This window comes from Phenylobacterium sp. (assembly GCF_019636135.1).
Classification (GTDB): domain Bacteria; phylum Pseudomonadota; class Alphaproteobacteria; order Caulobacterales; family Caulobacteraceae; genus Phenylobacterium.
This window is the reverse complement of record NZ_JAHBYD010000024.1, coordinates 31,447-57,850: the sequence shown is the minus strand read 5'-3', so window position 1 is coordinate 57,850 and position 26,404 is coordinate 31,447. Positions and strand designations below refer to the sequence as shown.

Sequence of the window (26,404 nt, the reverse complement as noted above, 5' to 3'; positions counted from 1 at the left end):
GGCCTACTGCCCGGCGACGCGCTGCTGCGGACCCAGGCCCTCGGCGATCTTCTTCTCGGCGTCGGCCTTGATCTTGTCGTCGGGCTTGAGCGTCAGCACGCGCCGCCACTGGAACCCGGCCTCGTCCTTGCGGCCGACCATCCAGTAGGCGTCGCCCAGGTGGCTGTTGATCTCGGGGTCGCCGGCTTCCAGCTCGACCGCCTGCTCCAGGATCTCGACGGCCTTCGTGTAGTCGCCGAGCCGGTAGTGGGCCCAGCCGAGGGAGTCGATGATGGCGCCCGAGCGCGGGTTTGCGGCCACGGCCTTCTCGACCATGCCCATGGCTTCCTTGAGCCGCTCGCCGCGGTCGATCCAGGCATAGCCGAGATAGTTCAGCAACTCGGCCTCGTCGGGCCGCATCTTCAGCGCCAGCGAGAGGTCGGCCTCGGCCTCCTTCCAGCGGCCTGTGCGCTCCAGCGCCTGGCCGCGGGCGTAGTAGAGCGTCCACTCGGGCGCCTTCGACTCGGCGATCAGGCCGTTCAGGATCTGGATCGCCTCGTCGTACTGCTCGTTGGCGCGCAGCAGGTCCGAGAGCGTCAGCCGCCCGTCACGGTCGCCGGTGGCCGCCGCGGCGCGGGCGAGCCTGAGCGCGCCCTCCTTGTCGCCGTCGCTCTGGTAGCTCCAGGCGAGCTTCGCCTGGGCGGCCGGGAACTCGGCGGCGGTGGCCTTGACCTTCTGGTACGCCGCACGGCCGCCCTCGACGTCGCCGGCCTGCTGCATCAGGTCGCCGACCATCAGCCAGGCCTCGCTGCGGTCCGGATCGAGCGCCAGCGACAGGCGCAGGTAGGCCAGCGCCGTGGCCTCCTGCTTGGCGCTGACCATGGTGGCGGCCGGCGCCAGCAGCGCGAAGGCCGCGCCCTGCTTGATCGACGGCGCCGCGGGCGGGCTCTTGCCGGCCGCGGCGCGGGCCCGGGCCGCCCTCACCGCCAGGTTGGCCGGGTTCCGCTTCAGCGCGGCGTCGTAGTACTCCAGCGCCTCGGGGCGGCGGCCGCGCCGCTCCAGGAACCCGCCGTAGGCCAGGACCGAGATCTCGCTGGGGCTGTCGCCCGAGGTCACGGCCTTGAAGTCGGTCTCGGCCTCGTCGTAGCGGCGGGCGCGTTCGAACAGGTGCGCCTGGCCGATCTGGCCGAAGTAGTCGACGCCCGGATCGCCGCGAAGCTGCGGCCGCACGAGCGAGCCTTCGACGTCGCCCGAGGCGGCGGCCACCCACGGCCCCAGCAGCGCCGCGGCGCCCCGGTGCGGGAAGCCGATGCCGTCGGTCGCGAGCTCGGCCTTGGCGACCTTGCCCTTGTTCTTCGCCAGCGCGGCCACGACCTTGACCAGCCGGCCCAGGCGCTTGCCGGGCTCCCCGGCGTCAGGGCCGGAGGGCGCGAGGGCGGCGGCGCGCTCGATGTCGCCGGCCATCAGGGCCGCGGTGAAGGCGCGCTCGGTGATCGACGGATCGCCGCCGCTCTCGTTGCGGGCCAGCTCCAGGAACTTCGCCGCCTCGGCGCTGCGCCCGCCGGAGAGCGCGGCGTTGCCGGCCAGGAACATGCCGTAGGCGCTGTCGGCGGCGGCGGGCGCGGCCGGGTCCAGCTCCGAGGTCTGGGTGGTGGCGCAGGCGCTCAGGAGGACGAACGGCGCACAGGCGGCAAGAAGCAAACGACGCATGCCTGAGAGTCTGGGCGTGCAAACGCGCCGCCGCAAGCGCCGCGTGGTCACAGCCGCGCAATCTCCTCTCCCCCCGCGAAAATCTCCTCTTCCCCCGCGCAGCGGAGAGGGAGAGGGCAGGGAGAGGGCGGCGCAGGCGGGCCTGCATCCCCGGCGGTTCCTCGATGGCCCTCGGGCAACCCGCGGCGCAGGGCTGAAGCGCCGAGCCGCCCTCTCCCCGCCCTCTCCCTCTCCGTTCCGCTGCGCTTCTCGGGGGGAGAGGAGTTCTACATATTCGGGTAGTTCGGGCCGTCGCCGCCCTGCGGGGTCGTCCAGTCGATGTTCTGCGACGGGTCCTTGATGTCGCAGGTCTTGCAGTGGACGCAGTTCTGGAAGTTGATCTGGAACTTCGGGTTCTGGCCGGCCTCGTCGTACAGCACCTCGTAGACGCCCGCGGGGCAGTAGAGGCGCGCCGGCTCGCCGTACTTCGGCAGGTTCACGTCGATCGGGATCGAGGGGTCGCGCAGGTGCAGGTGCGCCGGCTGGCTCTCGTCGTGGTTGGTCGACGACAGGAAGACGCTGGAGAGCTTGTCGAAGGAGAGCACGCCGTCGGGCTTGGGATAGACGAGCGGCTTGTACTCGGACGCCTTGCCGGTGGAGTCGGCGTCGTTCTTGCCGTGCTTCAGGGTGCCGAAGAACGAGAACCCGCCCAGCAGGTAGGTGGTCCACATCTCGAACATGCCGAGCGCGCCGCCGACCTTGGTGCCGAACTTCGACAGGATCGGCTTGGCGTTGCGGACGATGTGCAGCTCCTTCCGGAGCCACGAGCGGTCGAAGTTCTCCTTGTAGCCCACCAGTTCGTCGCCCGAGCGGCCCGCGGCGATGGCGGCGGCGGCGGCCTCGGCGGCCATGACGCCCGACTTGATCGCCGCATGGCTGCCCTTGATCCGCGGCACGTTCACGAAGCCCGCGCTGTCGCCCAGCAGGACGCCGCCCGGGAAGTAGAGCTTCGGGATCGACTGCAGGCCGCCTTCGGAAATGGCGCGGGCGCCGTAGGCGATGCGCTTGCCGCCTTCGAGGTGCCTGGCGACCTCGGGGTGGTGCTTGAAGCGCTGGAACTCGTCGAACGGCGACAGCCAGGGGTTCTTGTAGCCCAGGTGGGTCACGTAGCCGATGGCCACCAGGTTGTCGCCGAAGTGGTACATGAAGCTGCCGCCGCCCGACTTGTCGTCGAGGGGCCAGCCCGTGGTGTGGGTCGCCAGGCCCGGGCTGAACACCGCGTCCGGGACCTGCCACAGCTCCTTGATGCCGATGCCGTACTTCTCGACGTCGGCGTCCTTGCCCAGGTCGTACTTCCGGCGCAGGACCTTGGCGAGCGAGCCGCGCACGCCCTCGCCGATGAAGACGTACTTGCCGCGCAGCTCCATGCCCGGCTCGTAGCTGGGGCCGGGCTTGCCGTCCTTGCCCAGGCCGAACTCGCCGGCCACGACGCCCACCAGGGTGTCGCCCTCGAAGACCGGCGCGGACGCCGCCATGCCGGGGTAGATCTCGACGCCCAGTTCCTCGGCCTGCCCGGCCAGCCAGCGGCACAGGTTGCCCAGCGAGGCGATGTAGTTGCCGTGGTTGTTCATGAAGGGCGGCATCAGGGCCATCGGCAGCGACAGGCTGCCCTGCGGGCCCAGCAGGATGAACTCGTCCTTGGTGACCGGCGTCTCCAGGGGCGCGCCCCTGGCCTGCCAGTCGGGGATCAGCTCGGCGAGGCCCTTCGGGTCGATCACGGCGCCCGAGAGGATGTGGGCCCCGACCTCGGCGCCCTTCTCCAGCACCGCGACGGTGAGCTCGGGGTTGATCTGCTTCAGGCGGATCGCGGCGGCCAGGCCCGAAGGCCCCGCGCCCACGATGACGACGTCGTACTCCATCGCTTCCCGTTGGATGGCTTCGCTCATCGTCGTCCCCTAGCCTGTTCGCGTCCTTCGGCCCTCGCCCGAGGCCTTTGAAGGTCTTATCGGAAGGTCACACCGCGGCGGTCAAGCGCGAAGGCGCCGCTCAGGGCCGGCCGTCGACCACCAGCTTGACCTGGCGGCCCGGCCGCACGGGCTCTCCCGGCTCCAGCCCGTTCAGCATCCGGAATAGCGCCAGCCGGTCGCCGTCGCCCGTCATCCGCGCCGAGAGCGACTCGGCGGTGTCGCCGCTGCGCGCCGTGACCACCGCGATCCGGCGGCCCGCCACCGCGGCGGCCTCGCGCTCGGGCAGGCGGCGGAAGGAGTCGAACATCGGCTGGAACGCCGGCATCCGGCCCACCGGCGCCATGGCCACGAAGTGGTAGGTCTCGTCGCCGCCCAGGTTGTAGGCCACGCAGATCAGGTCGACGGGACGCCCGCCCGAGAAGGCCCGCGCCTCCAGCACCACCGCCTCCATGCCGTTGATCGTGGCGCGCCGGGCCACGCCCATCTCGCTGCGCCCCTGGCGGATGATGGCGCGCAGCACGTTCTCGGCGTAGCCCGGCAACTGGCGCGACGTCGCCGTGCCGCCCGAGAACTGGGCCAGCATGCCGTCGGGACCGGTCACCCGCACCGCCTCGGGCGCGTTCTCCATGGCGAAGCCGCGCGGGGCGTCGAAGCGGATCCTGAGCGCCGGGTGGATGTAGGCCCCGCCGCGGACGAGGCCCTGCACGGGATCGTCGTCGTAGGGCATGCCGTCGACGGCCAGCAGGTAGGCGGTCTCCTCGATCAGCAGCGGCCCGCCCGCCGTGCTGGCGGTGGCGGCCGCCTGGGCGCGGGCGATGCGGTCGGTGGTCAGCGGGTGCGTACGCGCCCAGGCCGGCGTGCCGCCGGACCGGCCCCTGGTGCGGGTGGCGTAGGCGTCCTCGCGCTGCAGGTCGGCCAGCACGCGGGTCAGGCCGTCGGGCGCATAGCCGGCCTGCGGCAGGTAGCGCATGGCCAGGGCGTCGGCCTCGTATTCCTGGCTGCGCGAGTAGCTGAGCGTACCAAGCTTCGCGACGCGGCCGGCCACCGACCCGGCGATGTCCGACCTGGTCGCCGCACCGATCAGCGAGGCGGCGAGGCCCGACAGCGCCTCGGCGTTCTGCTGCCGCTGGGCGTGGCTGGCGGCGACGTGGCCCAGCTCGTGGCCCAGCACGGCGGCGAGCTCCGCCTCGGAGTTCATGATCGAGAGCAGGCCGCGGGTGATGTAGACGTAGCAGCCCGGGGGCGCGGTGAAGGCGTTCACCACCTCGGTATCCAGCACGGTGAACGAACAGCGCTGGCGGATGCCCGCCGCCTGGGCCATCTGCTGGCCGATCTGCGAGACATAGCGCGCCTGCGGGCCGGAATAGACCCCGCCCAGCTCGGCGACGAACCCGGCGTGCTCCTTCGCCGGCTGCGCCGCGGCGGGCGCGGCCAGCGCCAGCGCGAGGACCAGTCCAGCCAACCGCCGCATCATCACGTCGTCTCCCCCCGGCTTTCCCGGCTGACAAGCCGGGCGCTTCGCGCGAAGAGTGGACCAAGCCCCATCCGGAGTGAACAGGGACCTTATGCCGGCCGCCGCCGACCCGCCCGAGCGCCACTTCGGCGACCGCCAGCTCGCCGAGAGCCTGCTCGCCTTCTGGGCCGACGCGGGTATCGACGCCATGCTGCTGGAGGCGCCGGTCGATCGGATCGAGGCGGGCAAGTTCGTCCCGCCGCCGCGCCAGGCCCCGGCCGCCGCGGTCGCACCCGTGGCCGCGGCCCGTCCCGGCGCACCCGCACCGGCGGACGTCTCCGGCGCGATCGCCGCGGCGCAGGCCGCGGCCGCCGCCGCGACGACGCTGGAGGACCTGGCCGCCGCCATCGCCGCCTTCGAAGGCTGTCCCCTGCGCACCGCCGGCGCCGCGACGAAGGCGGTGGTCTGCCGCGGCGAGCCCGCCGCGCCCCTGCTGGTGATCGGCGAGGGCCCGGGCGCCGAGGAGGACGCGCGCGGCGAGCCCTTCGTCGGCCGCTCGGGCAAGCTGCTGGACCGGATGTTCGCCGCCGCCGGCCTCGAAGGGCGGGTCTTGATCACCAACACCGTCTTCTGGCGGCCGCCCGGCAACCGCGACCCGTCGCAGTTCGAGCAGGCGACCTGCGCACCCTTCCTCGAACGGATGATCGCCCTGGTGCGGCCGCGGATGCTGCTGCTGGTCGGCGCGCCGTCGGCCAAGTCCATCCTCAAGCGCGAGGAAGGCATCATGCGCATGCGGGGGCGGTTCTTCGAGTGGCGCTCGGCCGACGGGACCCTGGAACTGCCCGCCATGCCCACGCTCCACCCGGCGTTCCTGCTGCGCCAGCCGGGCGCGAAGAAGCAGGCGTGGCAGGACCTGCTGACGCTGACCGAACGGCTCGACCGTCCGCCACGCGACGCGTAGGTCCGGACTCAATAGAGTTGGCCCAAAATACAGTGTCATCCCGGCCGGAGGGCCGTATTCGGCCCGTAGAGCCGGGACCCAGGGGCTTCAAGCTCTGAGTCTGGTGTTCCTGGGTCCCGGCTCTCCGCTGCGCTACGGCCGGGATGACGATCTATATTATTGAATCCAGGTTACTTTCATGCATGTGCCTTGAATTCGGACCCTGGCCGCAACGTCGCGGGAAGCGGGGCGAGCGGCAATCCGCCCCTTGATCCGGCGCAGGCGCCGCCTTAGCCTGGGGTCGGTGGGACAATGAGAAAAAGGGTTTCGCGCTCAACCTCGCGTTAGTCGTGGTGCGCGAAAAGACGGCATGACGCTAAGACAGCGCCTGCGCGTCGGGGTATTGTCCCTCGTCGCCGGAGTCTCGATGGCCAGCGTAGCGGTCGCCGATTCGACGAAGGCCCTCTCCGACGACGACGCCCGCGCCTATGCCGCCGCCTTCGAGGCCGTGGACCAGGGCGACTTCCTGGGCGCCGAACTGACGGCCGCCGAGATCCACGACAAGTCGCTCGCGGGCTACATCTCGTTCCGCGCGCTGATGCACCCGACGGCCCACAAGGCCTCGTTCGAGGAACTTTCGGGCTGGCTCACGCGATTCCGCGACCTGCCGCTGGCCGAGCGCGTCTTCTCCCTGGCCGCCAAGCGCCAGCCCGGCGAGGCGTCGAGCCTGCCGACGCCCGAGGTGGCGCTGGTCGACACCGCCCGCAGCGAGATCACCCGCCCGGCCCGCGAAGCCTTCTATTCGGGCGACGCGCGCACCGCCTTCCGGCTGGCCGTCAACGTGGGCGAGCGCTGGATCGCCGGCCTCGCGGCCTGGCGCCTCAACGACTACGACCAGGCCCGCGACTACTTCGCCATGCTGGCCCGCGACGAGGCCGAGGACCCGTGGCAGCGCGCCGCCGCCGCCTACTGGGCCGCGCGCTCGTCGAGCGCCCTGAACGACTCCGTCGCCGCGACCGCCTTCCTGCGCCAGGCCGCCCAGTCGCCGCAGACCTTCTACGGCATGGTCGCCGAGCGACAGGTCCGGATGATCCAGGCCGAGGCGCCGACCGGCCAGCTCGTGCTCGCCAGCTACCGCGCGCCGCAGGCCCAGCCCGCCGTCGACCTGCGCCAGTTCCTGCAGGACAATCCGCGCGCCCACCGCGCCGCCGCGCTCGCCCAGTTGGGCCGCGCCGAAGAGGCCCGGCAGGAGCTGCGCGCCGGCCTGGCGCTGGCCCGCTCCACCGACGAGCGCAACGCCTGGTCCTCGCTGCTGGCCAGCCTGGCCCCGCCCGGCTCGGGCGCCCAGAAGCCGCAGTACCTGAACCTCTACGACTACCAGACCCCGCCGCTGTCGCCCAAGAACGGCTTCACGCAGGACCGCGCGCTGGTCTATGCGATCGTGCGCCAGGAAAGCGCCTTCAACCCGGGCGCGGTCAGCCACGCCGGCGCCTACGGCCTGATGCAGGTGATCCCGGGCTCGGCCGCGCTGGCGACGGGCGACCGGAGCTTCCAGCGCCGCCCGCGCGCCCTGCTCGACCCCGCCACCAACCTGAAGGTGGGCCAGGACTACCTCGCCTACCTGATGGACCGCGGCGTCGGCCCCGACCTGCTGAAGATGGTCGCCGCCTACAACGCCGGCCCGGGCGCGGTGCTGAACACCCTCCAGAAGGTGGGCGACGACGACCCCTTCCTGATGATCGAGTGCCTGCCGGCGCTGGAGACCCGCAACTACGTCGAGAAGGTCATGGCGGCCTACTGGACCTACAAGCGGATGTTCGGCGAGGAGACCAAGACCCTCGACGCGCTGGCGGGCGGCGCGCGCCGCGTGGACGCCCGGCTCGACCTAGCCTATCCGCCGCCCGCCCCGCAGACGCAGCAGGCGACGAACACCGGCGACGTCGATCCCATCAGCGCCCTGCTCGAGAAGACCTCGCTCAACTAGGACGCCTTCGGGCGTCCGGGCGAAGACGCCGCCCTCCTTCAGCCCCGCCACGACGGCCTGCGCGCCACCCCCGCCGAGGTGCGCCTCGAACGCGCCGATCCAGCCGTCGCGCAGGCGCAAGGCGGCCGGGAGGACGAGCACGAGATCGGCCCGCGCCGCGCGCGCCGCCGCCGGGATGGTCGGGTGGGCGTCGGCGCCCATGTCCTCGCAGAGCGCGTCGACGCCGGGCTGACCGGGCGCCGCCACGATCGCCACCTGCCGCACGAGGCCGTCCACGGCGCCCGCCGTGAGCTGGGCCAGCAGCGCCGGCAGCCGGTCGGCGTCGCGCCGGGCGTCGATGATCACGCTGAGCATGGCCGTGCTTCGCCCGCCGCCGGCGCTTCGGCAAGCTCAGTCGTCGGCGAGCAGCGTATCGAGCAGGGTCTGCCGATGGTTGAGGAAGCTGCGCGTGACCCGCACATGGTCCGTATCCTCGTAGGCCACCCGTTCGAGGCCGTTCGGGCCGGTCTGGTAGATCCACGCGTCCGGGTAGCCCAGGATGATCGGCGAGTGGGTGGCGATGATGAACTGCGACCGCGCCATGATCAGTTCGTGCAGGCGGACGAGGAAGCTGAGCTGGCGGTTGGGCGACAGCGCCGCCTCGGGCTCGTCCATGATGTAGAGGCCGTCGCCCTTGAAGCGGTTGTCGATCAGGGCGAAGAACGACTCGCCGTGCGACTGCTCGTGCAGCGAGACGCCGCCGTAGCTGTCCGTCACGCCCAGTTCGTCGATCTGGGTGGCGACGTTGAAGTGCGACTCGGCGCGGAGGAAGTAGCCGTCGATGGGCCTGAGCGTGGAGCGCACCGGCCGGACGAACCGGTTCAGCGACGAGTGCGAGGCGCGCGTCTCGAAGTTGAAGTTCCGCGTGCCGCCTTCGGGGTTGAAGCCCCAGGCCATGGCCAGGGCCTCGATCAGCGTCGACTTGCCCGAGCCGTTCTCGCCGACGAGGAACGTGACCTTCGGGTGGAACTTCAGCGTGTGGAGGTCGCGCACCACGGGCAGGTTGAACGGATAGGCGCCGGGGTCCCAGCCGTCGCCCCGGATGAAGTCCGCGGCGATCCAGTAGTGCTTGGCGTCGATAGCGCGCATGTCGGCCCTGCGTAGCCCGGCGCGGGGCTGGCCACAAGCTCAAATGTTCTTGTTTTGTTTCAGTTGAGACGCTAGCGTGCCGGCATGTCCAGCGGCTTCACCTCGCAGATCCCCAAGGCCATGCGCGGGCGCGGCGCGCGGTCGAACGCGAGCGGGCGCTACGAGGCTGAGCAGCGCGAGGCGTTCGACGACGGGTGGACGCCGGACGATCCGGAGCCTGCGAAGCTGCAGACCACCCTGACGCCCGAGAAGGCCAAGGTGATCATCAGCCGGAACGACAGCCCCGACATCGGCTTCTCGGCGTCGATCAACCCCTACCGCGGCTGCGAGCACGGCTGCATCTACTGCTACGCGCGGCCGGCGCACGCCTACATGGGGCTGTCGCCAGGCCTCGACTTCGAGTCCAGGCTGTTCTTCAAGCCCGAGGCGGCGCGGCTGCTGGAGAAGGAGCTGTCGAAGGCGTCGTACAGGCCCGAGTTCATCCACATCGGCGGCAACACCGACCCCTACCAGCCGCAGGAGCGCAGGCTGCGGATCACGCGCGGGGTGATCGAGGTGCTGGTCGCGTTCCGGCATCCCTTCTCGGTGATCACCAAGTCGGCGCTGATCGTGCGCGACCTGGACCTGCTGGCGCAGGCGGCGCGGCTGGAGCTGACGCGGGTGGCGATCTCGGTGACCACGCTGGACCGCCGGCTGGCGCGCTCGATGGAGCCCCGCGCCGCCACGCCCGAGAGGCGGATCGACGCGATCCGGCGGCTGACGCGGGCCGGCGTGCCGGTGAGCGTGATGTTCGCCCCCTGCATCCCGGGCCTCAACGACCACGAGATGGAGGCAGTGCTGGAGCGCGCCGCGGCGGCCGGGGCGTCGGGCGCGGGCTATGTGGCGTTGCGGCTGCCGCGCGAGATCAAGGACCTGTTCCGCGAGTGGCTGGAGAGCGACCATCCCGACCGGGCGCGGCGGGTGATGTCGCTGGTGCGCCAGATGCGCGGCGGCAAGGACTACGACGATGCGTGGGGCAGCCGCATGCGGGGCCAGGGTCCCATCGGCGACCTGATGGCCGCCCGCTTCGCCGCCGCCAGGAAGCGCTACGGCCTCGACCAGGGCTGGGGGACGCTCTCCACCGCCCGCTTCCGCGTCCCGCCCAAGCCCGGCGGCCAGATGGACCTGTTCCAAGAGTAAGCGACGACGAAGTTCCTCCCCCGCCCGCGGGGGAGGGGGACCACGAAGTGGTGGAGGGGGCGCTGGAGACATCATGAGAGTCACGAGCAATGCCGTTAAGCGGGCACGACAGCTTCGCCGGAAAATGACACTCCCGGAGGTGATCCTCTGGACGGCGCTGAGAGGTCGGGAGCCCGGCAAACCGACCTTCCGGAGGCAGCATCCGTTCGGGCCGTATGTTCTGGACTTCTATTGTTCCCGGGCGAAACTGTGCGTCGAGGTCGATGGCGGCAGTCACGCGTTCGGCGACCAGCCGCAAAGAGATTCGCGACGAGACGCCCTTCTTCGCGCGCACGGGATCACGACGGTTCGCGTCTCCGCGACGGGAGTGCTGGACGACGCGACCATGATTGCGAGTTCGCTGATCGAGCTCGCGAGACGCCGCAGCGCCCCCTCCACCACTTCGTGGTCCCCCTCCCCCGCTGACGCGGGGGAGGAACTTGGGGCGTCGGCTACCGGTTGAACACCCCCACCAGCTCCACGTGGGGCGACCAGAGGAACTGGTCGACGGGCAGGACGCGTTCCAGGGTGAAGCCGGCGTCGATGAGGGTGCGGGCGTCGCGGGCGAAGGTGGCGGGGTTGCAGGAGACGCCGATGACGCGGGGGACGGCGGACCGGGCGAGCTCGGCGGCCTGTTCGGCGGCGCCGGCGCGGGGCGGGTCGAAGACGGCGACGTCGACCTTCCTCAGCTCGTCGGAGAGCATGGGGCGGCGGACGAGGTCGCGGGCCTCGGCGGTGACGCCCTTGAGGCCCGGCGCGGTGGCGAGGGCGGCGGTGAGCGCGCCTACGGCTCCGGGCCCGAAGTCGGCGGCGTAGACCGGCGCGATCTCGGCCAGGCGGAAGGTGAAGGTGCCGACGCCGCAGTAGAGGTCGGCGATGCGGGAGGCGCCGGCGGCGGCCTCGCCCACGAAGGCGGTCATGGCGGCCTCGGCGCCGGGCGTAGCCTGCAGGAAGGCGCCGGCGGGCAGCGCGACGCGGGCCGGGCCCAGGCGCACCGTCGGCTGGCGGGCCAGGTAGGCCATCTCGCCGGCGAGGGTCACGCGGGCCAGGTCGGCGGCGGCCGCCTGCTCGGCGAGCTGCGAGCGGGCGTCGGCGGAGAGGCCGCCGCTCCGGGCCTCGACGCCGGTGATATCGATGTCGAGGCCGGTGTCGGTGAGCGTGACGTGCAGGGTGGGCGCCGACTTCGGATGCTCGAACAGCGGCGCGGCAAGACGCTTCAGCGCCGGGATCGCGGCCTCGATGCACGGGTCGGCGATCGGGCAGACGGCGATGTCGACCAGGTCCCAGGACCTGCGCGCCTTGTAGCCCAGGCGCGCGGCTTCGGCGGTCCCCTTGCGGGCGTGCAGGCCGACGCGGCGGCGCGTGCCGGGGCCGGCGGCGAAGGCCGGCAGGATCTCGGTCTCGATGTGCTGGCGCGCCAGCGTGCCGCGCAGGCGCTCGACCTTCCAGGCGAGGTAGGGGCCGTGCGCCCAGTGCTGCAGGGCGCAGCCGCCGCAGGCGAAGACGTGCGGGCACGGCGGCGGCACGCGCTCGGCGCTGGCCTCCAGCACCTCCACCAGCTCGCGCCGGTCGCCCGACCCCTTCGCCACGACGCGCTCACACGGCAGGGTGAACGGGATGAAGACCGGACCGCCCCGGTCCGAGGCGGCCACGCCGTCGCCCTCCCCGCCCACGGCGTCGATTGTGAACTCGGCCGGCGGGCCCGGCGGGGGCCGCGGATCGGGACGGCCCTGAACGCGGCGCTTCGGCGATCTCATATCCGCTCCATGACCGGCGCCGCGGTTAAGCTCACGTGAACGAACATGAACGACTTTCTTAAGCGCCGTTCAGGTTGGGCGGCGCATCTTCCGGGCAAGCGTCGCCGTAAGGACGCGCAAGCACTCGATTTGAGGGATACCCAATGACCAAGCGTGTCGCCATCGGCAAGGCCGGCGCCGCCGCCTTCGCTCTGGCTCTCGCCGCGGGCGCGGCCCAGGCGCAGTCGTATCCGATCTCGGCCAACGGCCCCGGCTCGCCGGGCTACAACTACGATCCCTGCCGCCGCGACGCGAACCAGCGCGGCACGGCCGGCGCGCTGATCGGCGGCGGCATGGGCGCCGTGATCGGCTCGAACGCCGCGGCCCGCAACGCGCGCACCGAAGGCGCCCTGCTGGGCGGCCTGCTGGGCGCCATCGCCGGCGGCGTGGTCGGCAACAAGACCGCCGCCTGCACGGGGACGGGCTACACGACCGCCTCCGCGCCGCCGCCCCCGCCGCCCGCGCCCAGCGCCGGCAGCTACTACGACCGCGACGCCTACGCCGCGCGCGCCGAGCGCGACGCCCGCACCGACCCGTGGGCGGACGAGCGCCCCGTGGCCGCCGACCGCGGTCCAGGCGCCGACGGCTGCACCCTGGCCGAGAGCCCGATCTACATGCCCGACGGCCGCACCCAGACCCGCTTCGTCCGCGTGTGCCGCGACGCGACCGGCAGGTACGCGGTCGTCGACTGAACCCGCTTCAAGTCGAGTACCCTCGGGCCGTCCTGCGTATCGGGGCGGCCCTTTTCTTTGGGACCCAATCAACTCGCTGAAGAATAAGCACGGCATGGCCCGGCCCGTCCGGGCCACCCATTGGGCTGTGCGTTCGTGATGATCGGCGGCGTCGACGCTGCGCAGGTCCTGAAGCGCCCAGCGCAATGGGTCCCCCGGACAAGCCGGGGGATGACGAGCGATGGAGATGGCGCACAGCTAGAGCCCGGTGCGTGATTCGGGAATCACGCACCGGGCTCTAGATTTTTGATTTCGCATCGTTTTCGCCGAAAACCGGCCGCCACTTTTCGGCACGATGCTCTAGCGGGTCGCCCAGAGCAGGAACTCCCGGTTGCCGTCGCCGCCCTCGATGGGGCTGTCGGTCGTGGCGCGCACGGTCCAGGCCTTCGCCGCCAGGAACGTCATGGCGCCCTGCAGCGCGTCGGCGCGGGCCGCGGGATCGGTGACGAGGCCGCCCTTCCCCACCCGCTCGGGGCCGACCTCGAACTGCGGCTTCACCAGCGCAACCAGGGTCACGGCGGGCCGCGCGAGCGCCAAGGCCGCGGGCAGCGCCTTGGCGAGCGAGATGAAGCTGACGTCAGTGACGATCAGGTCCGGCGCCTCCGGGACCAGCTCCGGCGTCAGGTCGCGGGCGTCGGTGGCCTCCAGGTTCACGACCCGCGGGTCGGCGGCGACCTTCGGGTGCAACTGCCCGTGGCCGACGTCGACGGCGTAGACCTTGGCGACCCCGCGGCTGAGGCAGACCTCGGTGAAGCCGCCGGTGGAGGCGCCGACGTCCAGCACGACCTTGCCCGCGACGGCGATGTCCCAGATGTCCAGCGCGTGGACCAGCTTCAGCGCGCCCCGGCCGACCCAGGGGTGCGCCGGCGTGGCCTCGATCACGGCGTCGTCGGCGATCAGCTCAGAAGGCTTGCCGACCGGCCTGCCGTCGGCCGTGACGCCGCCCGCCTCGATGGCCGCGCGGGCCTTGGCGCGGCTCTCGAAAACGCCGCGGGCGACGAGGAGGACGTCGGCGCGGCTCCTCGTCACGTGTTCAGACCGCTCCGCCAATCCCCCTCCACCACCTGATCCGCTCATCCCCGCGCATGCGGGGATGAGCGGTGTTAGGCCGGTTCGCCCTGGAACAGCTTCTTGAGCTCGGTCTTCAGGATCTTGCCGTTCGGGTTGCGCGGCAGGGTCTCGGGCCAGAAGCGGACCTCGACGGGCACCTTGAACGCCGCCAGCCGCGAGGCGACGTGGGCCCGCAGTTCGTCCTCGGTCGCCTGCGCGCCGGGCTTCAGGGTCACCACGGCGGCGGGTTCCTCGCCCAGGGTGCGGTGCGGCCTGGCCACGACGGCGGCGTCCATCACCGCCGGGTGGTCGTAGAGGACGTTCTCCACCTCGACGCAGTAGATGTTCTCGCCGCCGCGGATCAGCATGTCCTTGGCCCGGTCGATGATGAAGCAGAAGCCGTCCTCGTCGACGCGCGCCAGGTCGCCCGTGCGCACCCAGCCGTCGACGAAGGTCTGGGCCGTCGCCTCGGGCTTGTTCCAGTAGAGCCGGCAGTTCATCGCGCCGAACGACCACAGCTCGCCCACCTCGTTCGGGCCGAGCACCGTCTTGCCGTCGCCCGGATCGCGGATCTCCAGCTTCGCCACCGCCGCGGCCGGGCCGCAACTGTCGGGGCGGTTGATGTAATCCTCGCCGTTGTTGGAGGTCACCGCCGCGCAGGTCTCGGTCATGCCCCAGCCCTGGCCGGGCTGCGACTTGGGGAACACCTCCAGCAGGCGCTTCACCAGTTCGGGGGCCGAGGGCGCGCCGCCGTACGACACCGCCTCCAGCGACGACAGGTCGTAGTTGGCCCGCGCCGGGTGCTCGATCAACTGCCAGGCGATGGTGGGCACGCCGCCGGCCAGCAGGATCCTCTCGCGCTCGATCAGCTCGAAGGCGCGGATCACGTCCCACTTGAACATCATCACCAGCTTGCCGCCGGAGAACAGCGTCGGGTTCAGCACCGCGAAGCAGCCGGTGACGTGGAAGAACGGCACGCTGATCAGCGCCGAACGCTGCGGCGCGTTCGGGTCCGGCTCGGGCGGCGCCTCGCCCTTGCGCAGGAACACCCGCGCGCCGGCCGCCGCGGCGGTGAAGATGTTGGTGTTGACCGAGCGCTGGGTGCCGAGCGCGCCCTTCGGCTTCCCCGTGGTGCCGGAGGTGTAGAAGATGGTGGCGTCGTCCTCGGGGCCGATCTCGACCGGCGGGATCGCCTGGTCCGGCAGGCCGGCCCAGGCGTCGGCGCCGCCCAGCACCGCCTCCAGCCTGGTCACCTGCGGGTGGGCCAGTTCCTCGTCGCGGGTGCGGCTGACGTAGACGCGCTTCAGGTCGGGGCAATTGCCGAGATGCTCGACCAGGCGCTGGTAGCGCTCGTAGTCCATGACCGCGACCTTGCTCCCGGAGTCGGTCAGGCCGTATTCCAGCTCGGGCCCCGTCCACCAGGCGTTCAGCGGCGTGACCACCGCGCCCACCGAGGCGGCGGCGTAGAAGGCCACCACCCATTCCGGCAGGTTGCGCATGATGACGGCGACGCGGTCGCCCTTGCCGACGCCCTGCGCCTGCAGCTCACGCGCGAAGGCGGCGACGGCGCGGTAGAAGGCCTCGAAGGTGACGCGCTCGTCCTCGTAGACCAGGAAGACCTTCTCGCCGTGGGCCCGCGAGGCCTCCACGACGGCGCGGATCGACGGCGGCAGGTTCTTCCAGACCTTGGTCGGGATGCCGCGGATGTCGACCTCCTCGACCTCCAGGGGCGACCCAGGCGCGCCCAACATGGCGTGCGCCTGCTGGATCGACATGGCCGGCCAACCGGCCGGCAACTGGGTCTCGGACATCCACTCAATCTCCCTGACGCCGCCACGGATCCACGCCCGCGGCCGGCGTCAGGTGATCAAGCATAACCCAGGGGCAGAGGCAAACCGGCGATGCGGCTACGCCACCGGCCCGAGGCTGTGCAGCCGCCGCCGCAGCATCGCGCCGGCCCCGCCGAAGCCCAGGATCATCAGCGCCCACGTGCCCGGCTCGGGCACGCCGGCGGTCGAGACCGTGAAGTTCACGCCCGTGGAGTCGTTCGAGTAGCTGCCGAAGGGGTTCACGATCACGGCCAGGAACTCGCCCGCCGCCAGGGCGATCGTGCCGCTCCGGTCGAGGCTCGTGACCGTCGAATCGAGCACGCCGAAGGTCATCGACGATGTGCCCCCGCCCGCATTGGTGACGCCGATCAGGAGGACGCCGGACGGCGACCGGTCGAGGATGTTGAACGACACCCGCCAGTCGTAGTCGCCCGCGGTCGGCGCGACGAAGAAGATGCCGATCGGGTTGGTCGCCCCCGGATGCACGAGCAACTGGTCGTTCGGCACCGTATAGGTGCCCTCGCTGAAGGTGGTGTCCGACTTGTAGACCCCGGGCAGCGCGCCGCCGTCCTGCAGGCAGAAGTCGGCCGTGACGATGCAGCCGCCCGCGGGCGCGGTCAGCGGATGGGCCGGGTCTCCGGGGTTGGCGCCCAGCGAGAGATAGTGGAACCCGCCCGCGGCCTGCGTGCCGTCGAAGCTGGTGAATGCGTCGTAGGTGACGGCGTGCGCCGTCGAGGCGAGCGCCAGCGCGCCCACGAGGCCTGCGATGAATCTCATAGGTAAACCCCCAAACATGGCCGGGCGGTCCGGCGCCCGGCTGTATGCTTCGAAGGCTAGGTCGCGAGGTGCGCCGCGGCCATTAGACCGGATGGCCTATGCGGGCTCGCCCCGGAGGCGAGGAACGCCGTCTAAGTGCTTCGCTTGACAGGGAAAGCATCGCCTCGGATCGTCCCCGCCGCGTGGGGAGCGGAGAGCGTGACGGAGTCGGCGTATCGGGATCAGGTGCTCGTCAACGAGGCGCGGACCGAGCTAAAGGGCAGCATCGCCGCCTGGGTGGCGCTCTCGACCGGCACGGCGTTCCTGGCCTTCACCTTCGCCGGGCGCGCGGAGCCGGTGGGCTTCTTCCTGTGGCTGGGGGCGATCGGCGTGTTCCTCGCCGGCTGGCTCGTCGCCTGGATCGGCTTCATCGCGCGGCCGCCGAGCGACGCGGCGATCCTGGCCCGCTGGATCCCGGGGGCGAAGGCCGGGATGATCCTCTGCAACGTCGCGACGGCCGGCAGCGTCTGGGTCTTCCTGCCGGTCGCGGAGCCGGAGTTGCGGGCGCTGATGCTGGTGCTCCTCGCCTGGTTCCTGATCATCCAGTTCGCGGCGGCGACCGAGGCGACGCAGGTGCTGCGCCCCGCCGTCGTCCTGGTGCTGGGCTCGCTCGTCGCCTGGCTGCTGGTCGCGCAGCCTCCGCATTTCCTGGTGCTGGCGATCTTCCTGCCCCTGTTCGGCGCGACGCTGATCCTGATCCGCCGCTTCGTGCGCCAGGCGGTCGTCGAGGCGACGACGGCCCGCGCGGCGGCGGAGGCCGCGCGGCGGGAGCTGGAGCGGGAGCGCGACGCCAAGACCCAGTTCATCCGCGCCGCCTCGCACGACCTGCAGCAGCCGCTGCAGGCTGCATCCCTCTTCCTGGGCCGCGTGAAGCCGGGCGGCCGCGCGGCCGACCAGACGGCGTCGCTGAGCGGCGTGCAGCGGTCGCTGACCGTCGCGCGCACGCTGGTCGGGGCGATGCTCGACCACCTGAAGCTGGAGAGCGGCGCGGTGCGGGCCGACATGGCGACCTTCCTGGCCGGCGACCTCTTCGAACGGGTGCTCCTGACGCAAGGGCCGGCGGCGGCCGACGCGGGCGTCAGGCTCTCGACCGCCGGCGCGGGCGTGGCGCTGCGCGCCGACCCGCTGCTTCTGGCGCGCGCCGTCGAGAACCTCGTCGCGAACGCCATCCGCCATTCGGGCGGACGCCGCGTCGTCCTGGGCGCGCGCGGGCGCGGCGCCACGGCCACGATCTGGGTGGTGGACGACGGCCGCGGGCTGTCCGCCGGCGACGAAGCGCGCATCTTCGCGCCGTTCGAGCAGGGCGCGCACGTCGGCGCGGCCGGCGGCTTCGGGCTGGGCCTGGCCTCGACGCGCGGCCTCGCCGAGCTGATGGGCGGCGAATGCGGCGTCCGGCGCGACCTGACGCGCGGCGCGGCGTTCTATATCCGGCTGGGCGCGGCCCCCGCCCGGGAGATCCCATGCGCGGCCTGATCTGCGACGACCATCCGCTGATGCGCGAGGCGCTGGCCGCGGCGATGCGCGACCGCTGGCCCGACCTCGACCTGGCCGAGGCCGGCGACTACCCCGCCGCCTGGGCCCTGGCGGAGGCGGAACCCGACTTCTGCCTCCTCGACCTGGGCATGCCGGGCGCCGAGCCCCTGGCGGGCCTCGCCGGCCTGAAGACGCGCGCGCCTGACGCGGTCCTGATCGTCATCACCGGCATCACGGACACGGCCCTGCTGGACTCGGTCCGCGCCGCTGGCGTGGCCGGACTGTTCTCGAAGAACGCGGAGGCCGACCTGCTGCTGGAGGCGATCCGGGCGCGCCTGCCCGGGTTACAGGCCATGGAGGCGTCGCGCCTGCCGCCGCGCCAGCAGGAGGTGCTGGCCCTGCTCGCCGAGGGGCGGACCAACAAGGAGATCGCGCAACGGCTCGGCATCTCGCCGGCCACGGTGAAGATCCACGTCGCCCGGCTGACCGCCTGGCTGGGCGCCGTCAACCGCACCGACGCCGTCGCCCGCGCCCAGCGCGGCCGGATCATCTAGGAGCCAATCGGCATCCGGCTCACCAGGCTTGGCCAACGGGACCCGCTGAGTCGGCGAACTGCCTGCACGCCGCAGGCGCCCTGATTCCAACCACGAAGATCACCAAGACCACGAAGGGTCGGAGAAGCGCGCTGCCCTCAGCTCATCCGCGGCGCCTTCGTGCTCTTGGTGATCTTCGTGGTTGAATCAAAACGGCGCTGACGCGCCCTCGAAGCTGAAAGGCCCGACCGAGGTCCTAGGTGGCGCGGAAGAGGGCCATGACGTCGCTGCGGAACGCCTCCATGCTGCCCGGCCGGCTGTAGAACATGTGGCCGCCCGGATAGAGGTTGAGCCTGATGCGGTCGGGCTCGGGCATCTGGTCGACGATCAGCTTCGAAGCGAAGTACGGGCAGCTCAGGTCGTTGTAGCCGTGGACGATCAGCGCCCGCATCTTCGGGTCGGTCGCCACCGACTGGCGCAGGTCCGTCACCGCGTCCTGCAGCTCGACGCCCTTCTCCCAGTTCTCGCCCACCTCGTCCGACAGCGCGTTGTAGCGGCCCTCCACCTTCCAGCCGACGATGCGCGTGGTGAGGTCGACGATGGCGCTGGTTGTGGGCGCGATCAGGGCGTCCAGGATCGTGTCGCCCGTGCGCCGCTGGGCCGACCACGGGAAGGGATCCTGGGCGGTGACGTTGCTGTCGTACCAGCTCCCGATCCTGCCCTCCTTGCGATAGAGCTCGCGCAGGAAGGTGAAGCTGTCGATGCGGCCGCCCGACTGCTGCACGAACGCGGGATCGAGGCCGGTGTAGGCGGTGACGCGCTGGACGATCCGCTGGACGGCGGCGGGGTCGCGGCGGCCCTTCATCAGGTCGGTGACGAACTCGCCGCGGGCGTAGGCCTCGACCTCGGCCATGGTCTGGGCGTTCAGCGGCTTGCCCTGCCGCTCGTAGTTGGCGGCCGCCATGCTGGGCAGGGTGATCACCCAGGGCATGGGCGAGAAGTCGGGCGCCTGGTCGGCCGGCGGCTCCAGGTAGGGCGAGACCATCACCAGGCCGTTCACGCCCACGCCCAGGTTGGTCTGCAGGTAGCGCGTGATGCGCGGCACGCGGAAGCCGCCGTAGCTTTCGCCCACCACGTACTTCGGCGAGGCCATGCGGCCGTTCTTCACCAGCCAGTCGAAGACGATGCGGCTGAGGTATTCGATGTCGGGCTTGATCGACCAGAACCGCTTCTTGGTCTCCTCCAGCTCGACGAGGCTGCGCGAGTAGCCGGTGCCGATCGGATCGACGAACACCATGTCGCTGAAGTCGAGCCACGTGCCCGGATTGTCGACCAGCACCGCCGAATCGGAAGGCGCGTCGCCCTGCGCCCCGAACTGCACCCGCTTGGGGCCGATGGCGCCGAGGTTCAGGTAGACCGACGCCGCGCCGGGGCCGCCGTTGAAGGCGAAGGTGACCGGCCGGCCGACGTCCCTGGGGCCGTCGAGGACGTAGGCGGTGCAGACCACCTCCCCCACCTTCCTGCCCTTCTCGTCGCGCACCGGCAGCGCGCCGACGGTCACGGTGTAGTTGAGCGTGCGGGCGCCGAGCCGCATCGTCTGCTTCGCGCTGGCGTCGGCCGGGAACGGCGGCAGGTCGATCTTGTCCTTGGCCGCGTCCTTGCCGTCCTTGGCGTCATCGGCCAGGGCGGACGACGCCACCGCCATGCCGAGCCCCGCGGCCAGCCCCGTCACCACTCCACGCCTGTGCATCGATACGCCCCTCCCTGGACCCGAGCGCGGACGCTAGGCGGTTCGCGGCCCCTGCGCCAGCACCACCCGCCGTTGCGGGGAAGCAGGTTCGGCCCGCGGCGCGGTCTGCTAGGCTCGGCCGCAATCCACGGGGAGAGAACCATGAAGCTGAAGATCGCCGCCGCCGTCCTGGCCCTGGGCCTCGCCGGACCCGCCACGTCCGCGCTGGCCCAGTCGCCGCCCGCCGACGCCATGACCGACGCCTCCATGAAGCGCGAGGAGGTCGTCGCCTTCATCGGGCTGAAGCCCGGCGACAAGGTGGCCGACGTGGTCGCGGGCCGCTTCACCCGGGCGCTGGCCGCCGCGGTCGGGCCGAACGGCAAGGTCTATGCGGTGGAGCCGGCCGAGGTGGTGAAGGCGCACCCCGAGGTCGTGCCGATGATGCAGGCCGCGGCCGGCGCGTCGAGCGGGGTGATCGAGCTGGTGCAGGCGCCGGTCGATGCTATGGGCCTGAAACCCAACTCGCTGGACGCGGTCTTCATCCGGCAGAACTACCACGACCTCTACGACAAGTTCATGGGTCCGGCCGACGTGCCCGGCTTCAACAAGCAGGTCTACGCGGCGCTGAAGCCCGGCGGCGTCTACGTGATCCTCGACCATTCGGCCGAGGCCGGCGCGCCGCTCAGCGTCACCGAGAGCATCCACCGCATCGACGAGGCGCAGGTGAGGAAGGACGTGCTGGCCGCCGGCTTCAAGCTGGACGGCGAGAGCCGGGCCTTCGCGAACCCCGCCGACGACCGCAAGACCATGGTCTTCGTGCCCGCCATCCGCGGCAAGACCGACCAGTTCCTGCTGCGGTTCAGGAAGCCGGAGTAGCCGCCGGCGGCGGCCCAGGCGGCGGGAAGTCGAGCGGCGCGACCGCGGCGCCCGGCGAGCCGGCCGTGACGGCGCGGTAGAGCGCCGCGCCCACCGGGCTGTAGGTGATCGCCTCGACCGCCACCACCGAGGCGATCATCACCGCGAAGCCGCGGATCCAGGCGGGGTGCACCCGGCCCTCGCGCCGCAGGTCCGCGGCCATGCCCGCGAGCGGGAACAGCAGGCTCGCCGCCATGGTGGCTTCCCAGGCCCACGGCATGAACATCGGCGACGGCAGCAGGCGGCCGAAGCCGGGCCCCAACAGCATGGCCATGCCGCAGAAATGCAGACGCCGGTGCCAGTCGGTGCGGCGGCGCAGGAGGATGGCCGACGTCGTCAGCCCCACGAACGTCACGAGCGCCACCGGGTCGAAGACCAGGAACTGCAACGGTCTGAAGAAGAACGGCACGCCCCCCCGGCGCAGCATGGCCACGGTGACGGCGCAGCCCAGCACCAGCATCGCCACCATCCAGCCCGCAGCGATCCAGCCCAGCCGCCGGTGCAGCGCCGTGCGGCCCGTGACGGCGAACACGTTCTGCAGCAGGTAGATTCCGACCCAGCCCATGAACACCACCGCGTGCGCATGGACCAGCAGCGGCGAAGAGAAGCTGGAGCGGCCCACGGCGAGCTGGAGCGAGAAGCCCGCCACCAGCACCAGCGTCATGGCGATCGCGCCGCCGAGGAAGAAGCCGTCGTCGCGGCCGCCCGACAGCGGCAGTCGTCCAGTGAACGTCGTCATGCGGGGACTGTAACGCCAAGCCGCAAGCTCGACCATACGGACGTCAGTCTGCGCCCTACCCGTCGCCCCAGTCCGGGTCCGAAACTGTCAGGGCGTCGACGCCGAGCGCGGTCATGGCGGCGATGTCGGCGGCGCTCGCCACGCCCCAGACGCCGACGGCGAGGCCCAGCGCCTTGGCCTCGGCCACCCGCTCGGGCGTCACGTCGGAGATGTGCGGCGACCATTCGCGGCCGCCGTGCGCCTGGATCGCCCGCAGTTCCGAGCCGTCGAAGTCGCGGGGATCACAGCCGTCGGTCCAGGGCGATGAGCCGTCCGGCAGGCGCACGATGCGGTCGTGCATGGCCGCGGGCACGGTCAAGTGGGCGGTCAGAATCTCGGGCCGCCGGGCCCTCAGGTCGCGCAGCACCGACCAGTCGAAGGCGATGATCTTGGCGCGGTCCGCCCAGCCCGCCGCGTCGAGGTCGCGCAGCACCGCATCGGTCAGCCGGACCGGATCGGCGGACTGGCGGTAGTCGGCCGGGTCGGTCTTGATCTCCACGAAGATCCAGCGCCGCTGGCCATCGGCGGCCGCGAGCGCGGCGAGCAGTTGCGGCAGGGTCGGCATGACCACGCCGTCCATCCCTTCCACGCCCAGGTGACGCCGCTCCGCCGAGCTGCCGGGCCGGAACCGCCCCAGGTCGTACGCCTGCAGGTCGGCCAGCGTCGCGTCCCGCAACAGCGGCCCCGGCGCGTCCAGGAACGCCCCGCGCAGCCGGCTCGCGTCGGCCGCGATGCGGTAGTCGTGGTGCGCCACCACGTGGCCGTCGGCGGTCAGGTGGACGTCGATCTCGATCCCGTCCACCGACGCGGCGAGGCAAGCCCGCGCGCCCTCCAGCGAGTTCGACGGCCAGACGCCGTAGCCGCACGCCCCAGCGATGATCTGGGGCGTGGCCATGGCGATCAGCCCGCCGCGCCGAGGCGGGCCAGCGCCTCTTCCAGCCTGGCCTTGGCGGCCTGGGTCTCGGCGAGGCGCTCGCGGTTCTCCTCGACCACCTCTTCGGGGGCGCGGGAGACGAAGTCGGCGTTGTTCAGCTTGCCGGAGATCTTGGCGATCTCGCCGGTGAGGCTTCCGACCTCCTTCGTCAGGCGCGCGCGTTCGGCGGCGATGTCGATGAAGTCGGCGACCGGCAGGGCCAGGGTCGCGCCTTCCACGACGTAGGGGATCGCCCCCGCCGGCACGGCGTCGACGAAGCGGACCTCGGAGACCCGCAGCAGGCGCTGGACCAGCGCGGCGTTGGCTTCCAGCACCCCGCGCTGGGCGGCCGTGGTCTCGACAACCAGCAGCGCGGGCTGCGCCGACGGTGGCACGTTCAGGCCCTGGCGGACCGAGCGGCCCTCGGTGATGGCGGCGATGATCAGGGCGACTTCGGCGTCGGCGCCCGCGTCGATCAGGCTCTCCGGCAGGTCGGGCCAGCGGGCGGTCATGAGGTAGCCGCCCTCCCCGCGCCGGGCGCCCAGGTCGGCGGTGGACAGCCACAGTTCCTCGGTGATGAAGGGCATCACCGGGTGCAGCAGCTTCAGGATGACGTCCAGCACCCAGGCGGCCGTCGCCTGGGTCTCGGCCCTGGCGGCGGCGTCGTCACCTTGCAGCAAGGGCTTGGCGAGCTCGACGTACCAGTCGCAGAACTGGTTCCAGATGAAGCGGTAGAGGTGCTCGGAGGCCTCGCCGAACCCGCAGTCGGCCAGCGCGGCGGTGACCGCCTGAGCGGTCCGCGTGGTCTCGCCCACGATCCAGCGGTTCAGCGGCGCCTTCACGGCCGCCGGGTCGAAGCCCTCGGCGCGGGCGCAGCCGTTCATCTGGCAGAAGCGCGTGGCGTTCCACAACTTGGTGCCGAAATTGCGATAGCCCTCAATGCGCTGGCGGCTGAGCTTGATGTCGCGCGCCTGGCCCGACATGGCGGTCAGGGTGAAGCGCAGCGCGTCGGCGCCGTAGTCGTCCACCAGCTCCAGGGGGTCCATGACGTTGCCCTTGGACTTGGACATCTTCTTCCCCTCGGCGTCGCGTACGAGGGCGTTGATGAAGACCCGCTTGAACGGGACCTGGCCGGTGAAATGGAGGCCCTGCATCATCATCCGGGCGACCCAGAAGAAGATGATGTCGAAGCCGGTGATCAGGGTGTGGGTCGGGTAGAAGCGGGCGAGGTCGCTCGTCTTCTCGGGCCAGCCCAGGGTCGAGAACGGCCACAGGCCCGACGAGAACCAGGTGTCGAGGACGTCCTCGTCCTGCTTCAGGGCCACGGGCCGGCCGTAGTGCTCGTCGGCCTTCTTCTGGGCCTCGGCCTCCGTCTCCTCGACGAAGGCCCTGCCGTCGGGGCCGTACCACGCGGGGATCCGGTGGCCCCACCAGAGCTGGCGGCTGACGCACCACGGCTGGATGTTCCGCATCCACTCGAAGTAGGTCTTCTCCCAGTTCTTCGGCACGAAGACGGTGTCGCCCTCCTCCACCGCCTTGATGGCGGGCTTGGCGAGGACCTCGGCGGCGACGTACCACTGGTCGGTCAGGTAGGGCTCGACGACCACGCCCGAGCGGTCGCCGTGCGGCACGGTGTGGCGGGTCTTCTCGATCTCGCGCAGCAGGCCCAGGGCCTCGAACGCCTCGACCACCTTCCTGCGGGCCTCGAAGCGGTCCAGGCCGCGGTACTCGGGCGGGGCGTTGTCGTTGAGGCGCGCGAAGTCGTCGAAGATGTTGATGACCGGCAGGTTGTGGCGCTTGCCCACCATGAAGTCGTTGAAATCGTGCGCCGGGGTGATCTTCACCGCGCCCGAGCCCTTCCCGGGGTCGGGATACTCGTCGGCGATGATCGGGATCGGGCGGTTCACGATGGGCAGGCGCACGGCCTTGCCGACCACGGCCTTGTAGCGCTCGTCGCTGGGATGAACCGCGACGGCGGTGTCGGCCAGCATCGTCTCCGGGCGCGTGGTGGCGACGACGATCTCGCCCGAGCCGTCCTCCAGCGGATAGGCGAAGTGCCAGAAGTGGCCGTCGACCTCGCGCGCCTCGACCTCCAGGTCCGAGATCGCGGTCTGGAAGTGCGGGTCCCAGTTCACCAGCCGCTTGTCGCGGTAGATGAGCTTCTGCTTGTGGAGCTGGACGAAGACCTTGCGGACGGCGGCGCTCAGGCCCTCGTCCAGGGTGAACCGCTCGCGGCTCCAGTCGCACGAGGCGCCCAGGCGCTTGAGCTGGTTGACGATGGTCCCGCCCGACTGCGCCTTCCATTCCCAGACCTTGGCGACGAAGTCGTCGCGGCCCAGGTCGCGGCGGCTGAGGTTGCCGCTCTGCGCGAGCTGGCGCTCGACCACCATCTGGGTGGCGATGCCGGCGTGGTCGGTGCCGGGCAGCCAGAGCGCCGCCTTCCCGCGCATCCGCTCGAAGCGGATCAGCACGTCCTGCAGGGTGTTGTTGAGCGCGTGCCCGATGTGCAGCGAGCCCGTCACGTTCGGCGGCGGGATCACGATCGAGAACGGCTCGGCGTTCGGGTCGTCGGTGGGCGCGAAGCCGCCGGATTTCTCCCAGGCCTCGTAGAGGCGCGGTTCTGCGGTCTTGGGATCGAAGGTCTTGTCGAGCATGTGGGCGGTCAATAGCGGGCGCTGTCGGTGGACGAAACCCCTACCTCCCCTGCGAAGCGGGGGAGGGGGACCGGTCGCCGAGCGCAGCGGAGAGCGACTGGTGGTGGGGGCGAGCCTCACGCGCGGCAGATGGATCAATCGCCGATGAGTCAGCAGAGAGGGCGCGCCCCCTCCACCATCCGCTCTTCGGCGGATGGTCCCCCTCCCCCGCTTCGCAGGGGAGGTAGGCTAGCGTACCCGGGCGCGGGCGATGCGGTCGACTTCGGCCTCGACGGCCTGCTGCACGATGCCGGGCAGGTTGTCGTCCAGCCACTGCTGGAGCAGCGGGCGCAGCAGTTCGCGCACGACGTCTTCCAGCGTCCGGTCCGAGGCGGGCATGGCGATGTTGGCCGAGAGGCGGCCGAAGGCGGCGGCCGCAGCGGTGGCGACGTGCTCGCTGACGAGGCTGGCGGCGACCGGCGCGGGCTCGGGCGGCGCGGCGACCGGCTCGGGCGCCGGCGGGGGGGCCGCTTCCACGAAGTCGAGGTCGCCGTGGGTCTCGACGCGCTGCGTCAGCTCCAGGTCGTCGTCCTCGTCTTCCGGTTCGGGCTCCGGTTCGGGCGCGGGCGGCGGAGCCTCCGCGGCCACGGGTTCGGGCTCGGGCTCCGGAGCCGGCGGCGGCGCCTCTTCGGCGACGGCGGCTTCAGGCTCCGGCTCGGGCGCGGCGGCCGGCTCACCGCCCTCGGCGGGAGCCTCGTCCTCGGAGATGATACGGCGGATGGAGGCCAGGATTTCCTCCATCGTCGGCTCTTGGGAACTCTGTTCGCTCATGACCTTGCCGCTGAGGTGG

The 26,404-nt window shown here is 71.5% G+C and carries 22 protein-coding genes; 8 read left to right on the top strand and 14 right to left on the bottom strand.

Annotated elements, in window-relative coordinates:
• Window positions 1-3 precede the first annotated feature (3 nt).
• From KF737_RS16430 to KF737_RS16420, 3 genes are all read right to left on the bottom strand, one after another.
• Window positions 4-1,689, bottom strand: coding sequence for a tetratricopeptide repeat protein (locus tag KF737_RS16430; protein ID WP_296457219.1), 1,686 nt, complete (start codon window positions 1,687-1,689; stop codon window positions 4-6).
• Between the two features lie 266 nt (window positions 1,690-1,955).
• Window positions 1,956-3,614, bottom strand: a complete 1,659-nt coding sequence (locus tag KF737_RS16425; RefSeq protein ID WP_296457215.1) for an electron transfer flavoprotein-ubiquinone oxidoreductase — start codon at window positions 3,612-3,614, stop codon at window positions 1,956-1,958.
• A gap of 100 nt (window positions 3,615-3,714) precedes the next feature.
• Complete coding sequence (locus tag KF737_RS16420; protein ID WP_296457212.1) at window positions 3,715-5,097, bottom strand: M48 family metalloprotease; 1,383 nt, start codon at window positions 5,095-5,097, stop codon at window positions 3,715-3,717.
• Between the two features lie 103 nt (window positions 5,098-5,200).
• Between KF737_RS16420 and KF737_RS16415 the strand changes: the two genes are divergently transcribed.
• Window positions 5,201-6,049 (top strand): uracil-DNA glycosylase, encoded by an 849-nt coding sequence (locus KF737_RS16415; protein ID WP_296457274.1) that lies wholly within the window; start codon window positions 5,201-5,203, stop codon window positions 6,047-6,049.
• Between the two features lie 406 nt (window positions 6,050-6,455).
• Window positions 6,456-8,012, top strand: a complete 1,557-nt coding sequence (locus tag KF737_RS16410) for a lytic transglycosylase domain-containing protein (RefSeq protein ID WP_296457209.1) — start codon at window positions 6,456-6,458, stop codon at window positions 8,010-8,012.
• Here the strand turns inward: KF737_RS16410 and KF737_RS16405 are convergent.
• Window positions 7,914-8,366: a cell wall biosynthesis glycosyltransferase gene (locus tag KF737_RS16405; RefSeq protein ID WP_296457207.1), complete on the bottom strand. Its 453-nt coding sequence runs from the start codon at window positions 8,364-8,366 to the stop codon at window positions 7,914-7,916. The genes KF737_RS16410 and KF737_RS16405 overlap by 99 nt on opposite strands.
• A gap of 36 nt (window positions 8,367-8,402) precedes the next feature.
• Entirely contained in the window at window positions 8,403-9,140 is a 738-nt protein-coding gene (locus KF737_RS16400; protein ID WP_296457204.1) for an AAA family ATPase, read from the bottom strand.
• Window positions 9,141-9,224: 84 nt separating this feature from the next.
• Between KF737_RS16400 and KF737_RS16395 the strand changes: the two genes are divergently transcribed.
• Window positions 9,225-10,319 carry a PA0069 family radical SAM protein gene (locus KF737_RS16395; protein WP_296457201.1) on the top strand — a complete coding sequence of 365 codons (1,095 nt, stop codon included), beginning with the start codon at window positions 9,225-9,227 and terminating at the stop codon, window positions 10,317-10,319.
• A 73-nt stretch (window positions 10,320-10,392) separates the two neighbouring features.
• Window positions 10,393-10,821, top strand: a complete 429-nt coding sequence (locus KF737_RS16390; protein ID WP_367273246.1) for an endonuclease domain-containing protein — start codon at window positions 10,393-10,395, stop codon at window positions 10,819-10,821.
• Here the strand turns inward: KF737_RS16390 and KF737_RS16385 are convergent.
• Window positions 10,811-12,115, bottom strand: a complete 1,305-nt coding sequence (locus KF737_RS16385) for a class I SAM-dependent RNA methyltransferase (protein ID WP_296457197.1) — start codon at window positions 12,113-12,115, stop codon at window positions 10,811-10,813. The genes KF737_RS16390 and KF737_RS16385 overlap by 11 nt on opposite strands.
• 143 nt (window positions 12,116-12,258) lie before the next feature.
• On the opposite strand from KF737_RS16385, the gene KF737_RS16380 reads away from it, so the two are divergent.
• Entirely contained in the window at window positions 12,259-12,846 is a 588-nt protein-coding gene (locus tag KF737_RS16380) for a glycine zipper 2TM domain-containing protein (protein ID WP_296457193.1), read from the top strand.
• A 339-nt stretch (window positions 12,847-13,185) separates the two neighbouring features.
• Here KF737_RS16380 and KF737_RS16375 read toward each other — a convergent pair whose 3' ends face one another.
• From KF737_RS16375 to KF737_RS16365, 3 genes are all read right to left on the bottom strand, one after another.
• Window positions 13,186-13,914: a TlyA family RNA methyltransferase gene (locus KF737_RS16375; protein WP_296457190.1), complete on the bottom strand. Its 729-nt coding sequence runs from the start codon at window positions 13,912-13,914 to the stop codon at window positions 13,186-13,188.
• 74 nt (window positions 13,915-13,988) lie between these two features.
• Complete coding sequence (locus tag KF737_RS16370) at window positions 13,989-15,746, bottom strand: class I adenylate-forming enzyme family protein (protein WP_296457187.1); 1,758 nt, start codon at window positions 15,744-15,746, stop codon at window positions 13,989-13,991.
• A gap of 96 nt (window positions 15,747-15,842) precedes the next feature.
• Window positions 15,843-16,541: a PEPxxWA-CTERM sorting domain-containing protein gene (locus KF737_RS16365; RefSeq protein ID WP_296457185.1), complete on the bottom strand. Its 699-nt coding sequence runs from the start codon at window positions 16,539-16,541 to the stop codon at window positions 15,843-15,845.
• A 198-nt stretch (window positions 16,542-16,739) separates the two neighbouring features.
• Here KF737_RS16365 and KF737_RS16360 point away from each other — a divergent pair, with 198 nt between their 5' ends.
• Window positions 16,740-18,053: a HAMP domain-containing sensor histidine kinase gene (locus KF737_RS16360; protein WP_296457182.1), complete on the top strand. Its 1,314-nt coding sequence runs from the start codon at window positions 16,740-16,742 to the stop codon at window positions 18,051-18,053.
• Complete coding sequence (locus KF737_RS16355; RefSeq protein WP_296457179.1) at window positions 18,041-18,607, top strand: response regulator transcription factor; 567 nt, start codon at window positions 18,041-18,043, stop codon at window positions 18,605-18,607. Before KF737_RS16360 ends, KF737_RS16355 begins: the two co-directional genes overlap by 13 nt.
• Before the next feature lie 235 nt (window positions 18,608-18,842).
• Here the strand turns inward: KF737_RS16355 and KF737_RS16350 are convergent, their stop codons facing one another.
• Window positions 18,843-20,336, bottom strand: a complete 1,494-nt coding sequence (locus KF737_RS16350) for a peptidase S10 (RefSeq protein ID WP_296457176.1) — start codon at window positions 20,334-20,336, stop codon at window positions 18,843-18,845.
• Between the two features lie 141 nt (window positions 20,337-20,477).
• On the opposite strand from KF737_RS16350, the gene KF737_RS16345 reads away from it, so the two are divergent.
• On the top strand, window positions 20,478-21,191 hold the full coding sequence (locus KF737_RS16345; protein WP_296457173.1) for a class I SAM-dependent methyltransferase: 714 nt from the start codon (window positions 20,478-20,480) through the stop codon (window positions 21,189-21,191).
• On the opposite strand, the gene KF737_RS16340 is transcribed toward KF737_RS16345, so the two are convergent.
• The 4 genes from KF737_RS16340 to KF737_RS16325 form a co-directional block, all read right to left on the bottom strand.
• Complete coding sequence (locus KF737_RS16340) at window positions 21,175-21,969, bottom strand: hypothetical protein (protein WP_296457170.1); 795 nt, start codon at window positions 21,967-21,969, stop codon at window positions 21,175-21,177. The two genes, KF737_RS16345 and KF737_RS16340, sit on opposite strands and share 17 nt — an antisense overlap.
• Window positions 21,970-22,024: 55 nt before the next feature.
• Window positions 22,025-22,903, bottom strand: coding sequence for a glycerophosphodiester phosphodiesterase family protein (locus KF737_RS16335; RefSeq protein ID WP_296457168.1), 879 nt, complete (start codon window positions 22,901-22,903; stop codon window positions 22,025-22,027).
• 5 nt (window positions 22,904-22,908) lie between these two features.
• Window positions 22,909-25,575 (bottom strand): valine--tRNA ligase, encoded by a 2,667-nt coding sequence (locus tag KF737_RS16330; protein ID WP_296457165.1) that lies wholly within the window; start codon window positions 25,573-25,575, stop codon window positions 22,909-22,911.
• A gap of 228 nt (window positions 25,576-25,803) precedes the next feature.
• On the bottom strand, window positions 25,804-26,385 hold the full coding sequence (locus KF737_RS16325; RefSeq protein WP_296457162.1) for a DUF2497 domain-containing protein: 582 nt from the start codon (window positions 26,383-26,385) through the stop codon (window positions 25,804-25,806).
• Window positions 26,386-26,404: the final 19 nt, after the last annotated feature.

Coding starts and splice junctions, on each gene's coding strand:
- KF737_RS16430 (WP_296457219.1), bottom strand. CDS start 1,689: ATGCGTCGTTTGCTTCTTGCCGCCTGTGCGCCGTTCGTCCTCCTGAGC.
- KF737_RS16425 (WP_296457215.1), bottom strand. CDS start 3,614: ATGAGCGAAGCCATCCAACGGGAAGCGATGGAGTACGACGTCGTCATC.
- KF737_RS16415 (WP_296457274.1), top strand. CDS start 5,201: ATGCCGGCCGCCGCCGACCCGCCCGAGCGCCACTTCGGCGACCGCCAG.
- KF737_RS16410 (WP_296457209.1), top strand. CDS start 6,456: ATGGCCAGCGTAGCGGTCGCCGATTCGACGAAGGCCCTCTCCGACGAC.
- KF737_RS16405 (WP_296457207.1), bottom strand. CDS start 8,366: ATGCTCAGCGTGATCATCGACGCCCGGCGCGACGCCGACCGGCTGCCG.
- KF737_RS16400 (WP_296457204.1), bottom strand. CDS start 9,140: ATGCGCGCTATCGACGCCAAGCACTACTGGATCGCCGCGGACTTCATC.
- KF737_RS16395 (WP_296457201.1), top strand. CDS start 9,225: ATGTCCAGCGGCTTCACCTCGCAGATCCCCAAGGCCATGCGCGGGCGC.
- KF737_RS16390 (WP_367273246.1), top strand. CDS start 10,393: ATGAGAGTCACGAGCAATGCCGTTAAGCGGGCACGACAGCTTCGCCGG.
- KF737_RS16385 (WP_296457197.1), bottom strand. CDS start 12,115: ATGAGATCGCCGAAGCGCCGCGTTCAGGGCCGTCCCGATCCGCGGCCC.
- KF737_RS16380 (WP_296457193.1), top strand. CDS start 12,259: ATGACCAAGCGTGTCGCCATCGGCAAGGCCGGCGCCGCCGCCTTCGCT.
- KF737_RS16370 (WP_296457187.1), bottom strand. CDS start 15,746: ATGTCCGAGACCCAGTTGCCGGCCGGTTGGCCGGCCATGTCGATCCAG.
- KF737_RS16365 (WP_296457185.1), bottom strand. CDS start 16,541: ATGAGATTCATCGCAGGCCTCGTGGGCGCGCTGGCGCTCGCCTCGACG.
- KF737_RS16355 (WP_296457179.1), top strand. CDS start 18,041: ATGCGCGGCCTGATCTGCGACGACCATCCGCTGATGCGCGAGGCGCTG.
- KF737_RS16350 (WP_296457176.1), bottom strand. CDS start 20,336: ATGCACAGGCGTGGAGTGGTGACGGGGCTGGCCGCGGGGCTCGGCATG.
- KF737_RS16345 (WP_296457173.1), top strand. CDS start 20,478: ATGAAGCTGAAGATCGCCGCCGCCGTCCTGGCCCTGGGCCTCGCCGGA.
- KF737_RS16340 (WP_296457170.1), bottom strand. CDS start 21,969: ATGACGACGTTCACTGGACGACTGCCGCTGTCGGGCGGCCGCGACGAC.
- KF737_RS16335 (WP_296457168.1), bottom strand. CDS start 22,903: ATGGCCACGCCCCAGATCATCGCTGGGGCGTGCGGCTACGGCGTCTGG.
- KF737_RS16330 (WP_296457165.1), bottom strand. CDS start 25,575: ATGCTCGACAAGACCTTCGATCCCAAGACCGCAGAACCGCGCCTCTAC.
- KF737_RS16325 (WP_296457162.1), bottom strand. CDS start 26,385: ATGAGCGAACAGAGTTCCCAAGAGCCGACGATGGAGGAAATCCTGGCC.